General features: G+C 39.7%; 2 protein-coding genes. Both read right to left on the bottom strand.

Annotated features, from left to right (window positions below; translation table 11 throughout):
* Positions 1-5,757: RHS repeat-associated core domain-containing protein (locus MKJ01_RS18580; protein ID WP_241632734.1), on the bottom strand; the 5,757-nt coding region annotated here is incomplete at its 3' end.
* A gap of 5 nt (positions 5,758-5,762) precedes the next feature.
* Positions 5,763-6,230, bottom strand: coding sequence for a hypothetical protein (locus MKJ01_RS18585; protein ID WP_241615746.1), 468 nt, complete (start codon positions 6,228-6,230; stop codon positions 5,763-5,765).
* Between the last annotated feature and the right edge of the window lie 174 nt (positions 6,231-6,404).

Here is a 6,404-nt window from a genome sequence, read left to right on the forward strand (position 1 = left end):
TGCTAAAAAGCCTCCTGCTTGAAAGATTTCCCCGACTCCTGCCGAGACTGCGCCGGTTACTGCTCCGATAGCGATAGATTTTACGAACCCACCAAGCGAGAAGTTATTATTAATAGTTGCCTGCAATATATAAACCCCCATACTTATTACCGCTCCAATAATAGCACCTGATATAAGGGTGGCACCGATATAGCTTAATCCTACACCTATGAGGAAAGGGAGTACTTCTCCGCTCGGATCATTGTACATCAATGGATTGTTTACGGCATACCCGTACTTATTATAAATCTGGGTGTTAGTCGGATCCTGGATGTTCTCATCTGCGTTTAGGAATCTTCTCAATAGCGGATCATACAGTCTGCCATTCATATGAATGAGTCCTACTTCCATCAGGTGCTCGTGGCTGGTATATCCTCTGTCAATAAGAAGAACGGTAGAGGCTATTAAAGCCTTATCCGTAGTTACAGGACCAATGCCCATTTTAAGGTGCGTAAAATTACCCCAGGCATCAAAATGCCTGCCTTCAAGTTTATTTCCTTCTTCATCACTGATGGCAAGAATACTTCCAATATAATCCTTATGCAAAAACTTATAAGAACCAGAGCCGGTACTTTGAGCAAAGTCTTTTACATACGTGATATTGGATTCATACGGCGTGCCGGCGATATACAGAATGTGCTTTTCCATACCGCTGGACTGATCGAGTATAACTTCAAAGCTGTTATCTTCATTATAAAATTTAGATAATGTGTTTTGCCATACAGGAGTGGTAGGCACTACTCCTGCTGTTTTAAATTCGGTACCCGGGCCAGGATCAATTGGACCGAAGAACTTTGGCTTCATGATATCTACTCGTTGTCTCATGTTTCCAAGCCCATACTTGAATTTAAAACGCGCTTTCTCCCCATTGATATGTATAGGATCATTATTTTCATTATAAACAATAGTCTGGATCAGATCATTGTTATAATTCTGTTCTCCGGCTGCGTTTAAGGTCATCCCTGTCGGTTGATAAATCTTGGACGAATTTTCAAACTTTATCGTACCCACCTGATCATTCTGGGTAATTCTGCCTTTGATATCATACACATTTCGGCTGGATGACGGTGCTAATCCTGTTACAGGATCTGTCCAGTTTATAAGCCGGTTATTATCATCATAATAAAATTTTTCTTCAATATAAAAATCCCCTTCCGTCTTTCTATCTTTCAGCTCATTTTTGATGGCATCAAAAGTATAGGTTAATTTCAAGATATCCGGCTTAGCAGCAGATGAATGATTCACGGTTTTTAAAAAACCACTGGAGTCGTACGTATTATTGATATTTGCTGCGCCGAGTTTTGCATTTAGCACCATCCCTTTCGCATTCCTACCCTGTAATTCCCATAGAATTTTTCCGGAATTTTTATCTTTGATCTGGTAAAGTTCTCCATTCCAGGCGCTGTATACGTTTTCTATCGAAACCTTAGTTTGCATTCCGGAAGATTGGAGCTCTTTTTCATAAGAAGATACTCTTCCTTTATTATCATAAACTATTCCTTTCTCAGAGTATACTTTACCATTGCTGTTCTCTGTAGAAGTTGTTACCCTTCCCTGAGGATCGTAGGTAAAGGTGGAGCTGTAAACCTGTCCCTGAGAAGTACCGGATTTTGACAGAAGCCTACCTTTGGTATCATAGGAGAAGGTAATGTTTTTATTAGTAGCCTGACCGCCGTCATTGGTAGAAAGTTCTTGCTGAGAAACAAGTTGGCCTAAAGCGTTATAGCTAAATATTTTGGTTCCCTTCGGGCTGATTATCTTCTTAGGCTGACCAAAGCCATCATATTCATATTTGTAGATGCCATTGGAAGGATCGTTGAATTCTAATTTCCTGCCCCAGGCATCATAGTTGGTCGTCACGATATTCTCAGCATACTGAGCTTTGATCTGGTCTCCGGCAGCGTTATACGAAAATTGTATAGTCCCACCTTTATCAGTAGAAGAAACAACATTCCCCACCGCGTCAGTCGTTTTGGAATTGATCCTTCCGTAGCCATTAACTTCCTTAATAAAGGTCGTAAGTCCAGAAACAGAAGTTTCCATCTGCTTTCCGGTAAAGGAGGTAGAAGTTACCTTGCTTGGGAACACTGTATCATCATACAAAATTGTATTCCACTGGCTGGGGTTCTGTCCTTCAAAATAAGGCTCGCTGTCCTTTATTTTTCTTCCCAGAACATCATATTGACTTGTAATTGAAACATACTGCCCCTGGCCAAAAGCCTTATTGGAAACTTTGTACTCCTGGCCGAGCCTATTGGTGTATTTTTTAGAAACAGCACCATCCGGGTTATTTTGCGTAACGATAATATCATCATTAACTTCTCTGTTATATTGGAAGGTTTTGATTCCTCCTATACTGTTTGCAGAAGACGATAATTTACCCCAGTTGTCATAAATATTGGTTACGGTATTATTATAAGGATCTTCTTGGGTAAGAATCTGTCCCCTGTCATTATAAGTAGTTCCTGTTTCCAATCCCAGGTTATCCGTATTCTTGATAACAAACCTTCCTCTTGTATCATATTCCGCTTTGGTTATCAGCGTCTGGCTATCAATACTGTTTGTTACGGTTTTCTGGGTCATGTTCCCATAGCCGTCATAAGCATACATTTCCTGCAGGAAGCCGGTATTGTCCCGGTTCCATTTCTTTAATGTTTTTAAAAGATTATTGCTGTCATAGGTATATTCTTCTTTTTCGGATTTTATATCCCCATAAGCCTGAACTTGATCTGTCTTGTTTTCGGGACGGCCTATATAATAATTTGCACCGGTACCTGATGGATTATGGATATAGTTGAAAGTGGAAGTCATTACAGCATAACCATTGTTGATATTAGTTATGCTTTGCGCTGGAAGGTAATAATTTCCATAGGTAATATTTCCTGTAATAAGCGTGCCGGTTAAAAAGTCTTTTTTCCTTGTATCCCTTACAAGAGTAGCCGTTACAATCTTAGGCTTATCCGCATCAACTACAGTAGCAACCACCTGACCATTCAACAATTTATCGGTTTTATAATAAGTCGCAGAAAAGCTAAGGAGCTGGGTGTTATTCTCAGAAATATCTGCCGGAAATATTTTACTTTCATCGTTAGTCCGAATGCTCCATTCCTTAAAGGGCATTTCTTTATTCTGCGAGTCCCTTTCTACTCCCGACCAGATTTTTGTATTTTCAAAACCATTCGCATACCACGATGACCTGGCGGCCTGGAAAAAGCCCAGCATACCATTACCATGCATATCTCCCATCATCCCCCGGTATCTGAAATCCTGCTTTTTACCTTCTCTCTCAAGTTGCGAAACTGCATAAGAATTATCGGCCCGTGCTAAAGAAAAGTAGGGATAATATTCCTTGTGTTCCTTGGCATAAAAATTAGGATTGGTATCGGGATTCAGTTCTTTATACGTAACGGAGGTTGTAACTCCACCCTGAAGAATACCGGTAATCCTTGATAATTCCGCAATGGAAGTTGGGGATTTATATTTATGTACCCTGGTATTTTTAAAGACAAAAATGTCGTAATAATTATTATTGGCCTTAATCGGATTGGTTAATGGCTGAAAAAGATTATAATCGGTTGGTGCTATACCAGTATAGGTTGGACTTGTCGCACTAAAGCCTGGGACAAAATCTGTTCCTCCGTTTGCCAGATATGTATGAATTATGTATTGCACTTTTCTATACATAACATTACCATTGCTGTACATCGCTCCTACTTCGCTTTTAGAATATGTTAATACAACATCGGATTTCCCATCTTTATTAATATCGGCAATTGAATAAAAATGTCGATCAAATACTGGCTGTGTCGAAGAAGGCTGAGTTGGTTTCCTATACCTGATAAAACCTTCCTTAAGTACTGACTGGAATCCCTTTTTGGTTCCCATATAGAACCGCCAGTTATCTAAATTCTGACTTGATGTAACCGGAATAGCAAAATCGAGATTACGATCGCCATTAAAATCACCGAAAAGCACAGGATATTCCGAATCCTTTGTTTCAGCTAAATTACTTGAAAACTTTATTTTCTTTATGTACTGATCTGGCGCAGTTTTAACAAATTCAAAAACGGTATATGCAGAATTAGAAACGTTAATGATGTCAACTTTCCCATCACCATCAATATCTGCATACTGCTGTGATGTATATGCACTTTCATTTATCCCGGCATCAAGATAATAAGTAGCTATGGCATTATCTGCATTTTTTAAATCAATAATAAAATTTCCGATTTCACTGTTTAAACAGGTCGTTCCGATAGGCAGCTTATTTTCTTCTATAGATCCTCCCTGTGGATCGAATCCGCCCCCGCCTGAATTAAAGCATTCCCTTTTGCTTAAGGTCAGGAATATATCCTCGATACCATCCCCGTCAAGATCTCCGTTTTTTAATTTTGCTGTGGTAGTGCAAGTAATAGCGAACTCATCACAATCCGACTGATATACCTGTTTATTGAATACTTTTACAAAGGTATTGTTCCTCAAGATATAACCGCATAGATACCCGTTCTCATACTGTACGATACCATTACCATTATAGATCTGGCCTTCTTCATCTAACAAAGTATTTACTACCTTTGCTTCTGCATTAAAGGACTTACCTGTTGAGATATCCTGGAAATTATCATTAAAGGCACCCAGCTTTACGACCCCATTATTCATAACGAAATCAAGGTAGGAATCTCCATTGAAATCGCCTGTAAATTTGATATTGTCGAAAGAATCGTTATTATAGGGTAGTACTCCTGTATAATCAACACTGGCAGGGATTGGGGCAGGGTACGTAAATTCCACCGGATTAGCTGGTTCATCATTTGAATTATATTCTGTAATTTTTTTGATGAAATGATAATTTGTTCCGTTATCGATATATTCTATTCCATATCTTTTAAACGGACCTTGGGCAGAGCTTACCTTTATTTCGGTCAATAGCTTGTTCTGGTTATATTTCAGGCCCTGATTGTAAGACTCCTCTTTTATATTCCTATCACCATAATTAAATTGGATGGAATTATAAGGGGTCTTACCCAATGTTTCATTTCCGCCCCATGATATGAGTGTTAATCTGGACACTCCCCCTTCACCGGCTTCCCAGGTAGATTCATAAGTATACCTGATGGTATTGCCCTGGGCATCTTTCCATTTGCCAATATTATATTCCAGGGTTGTCCTCGCCTGGGTACCAAAGACACCTGTTCCGTACCAGGCCTGTGAACCATCCTCAAAAGTAACTTCCCAATGGTCGGGTCCCTGCCATCCTGCTCCTGAAAAAGCTCCGACTGATTTTATCTTTATATTGGAATACTTTTCCGTTACATATTCTGCGCCGTCCTTGCCATATTCTCCTGATTTTAAAATCAGCCTTTGCCCGTTAAAGCTGTAGTAATCCGAATCATCCAGCTGGGCCGCGTTTGCTTCACCGTCTTTCTCAATCGTCCTTCCTACCCTTGAGATGGTACTGATACCGGATATATTCCAGCCATATCCCGCGATTCCATTACCCGAGCCACTGGTATATTCCAGGCTGATTTTCGGTCCAACGCTTTTAACGCCCGGAGGAACAGCGATATCGAGGCTGTACTGCAATTGGCCACCGCCATTTACGTCGATATTTCCCATCGTATCATGGAACCGCGGTGGAGCCTGTGAAAAAGACAGGATTGAGACGGTTAATGCTAATACCGTTAGAAATGATTTAATTTTTTTATCAAAATGTTTCATCCTGGCTATCTTTTAGTAATGTTTTTACTGAAAATGCGTCCATCTTTTAGCGTAAAGCGGATTACGTAAACGCCCCACTCATAACCCATCATGTTAACCTGTAATTTCCTGTTCAGGCCAGGGATATTCTGCTGCTGGAATTTCCAGTGGACTGTACTGTGCTGATAAAGCCCTACAGATTCGATAAGGCTGTCCGCCTCTTCTGTCCAGTCAATCGTCAGGACATCATTTACAGGGACCGGATATAGCCGTATCTGTTTCATGAACATTTTTTCATCCATAACCTGCAACTGCTGCGAGGCTCCATTCCTGTTCGTATCCTGTGAAGTAGTTTGTGATGATGGCCTGGCTGCAGCATCGGGGCCACGATAACGCTGGTTGCCAGCTTCGTCATATTTGAAATAGACCTCGGTTTGGGAAAAACCGAAAAACCCAATCAATAATGATGCAAGGGTAAGTGTTCTTTTTTTCATGAATAATATTTTAAGTTTAAATTGATATTAGTTTTAAAATTTTCCAATATTTGAACATCCTATCACATTATCAAAATTTAAGAAAAATATTAATAAATAGGATGAGCTATTAGGGTTCAAAAGGAAGCTTATTTAAGCTCTTTTCCGCTTTAAAATTATAAATTTATTTCAGAT

Source organism: Chryseobacterium sp. SSA4.19, assembly GCF_022601875.1.
Lineage (GTDB): Bacteria > Bacteroidota > Bacteroidia > Flavobacteriales > Weeksellaceae > Chryseobacterium.

What these genes read in the sequence shown, in the direction of transcription:
- MKJ01_RS18585 (WP_241615746.1), bottom strand. Translation starts at nt 6,230, where the DNA reads ATGAAAAAAAGAACACTTACCCTTGCATCATTATTGATTGGGTTTTTC.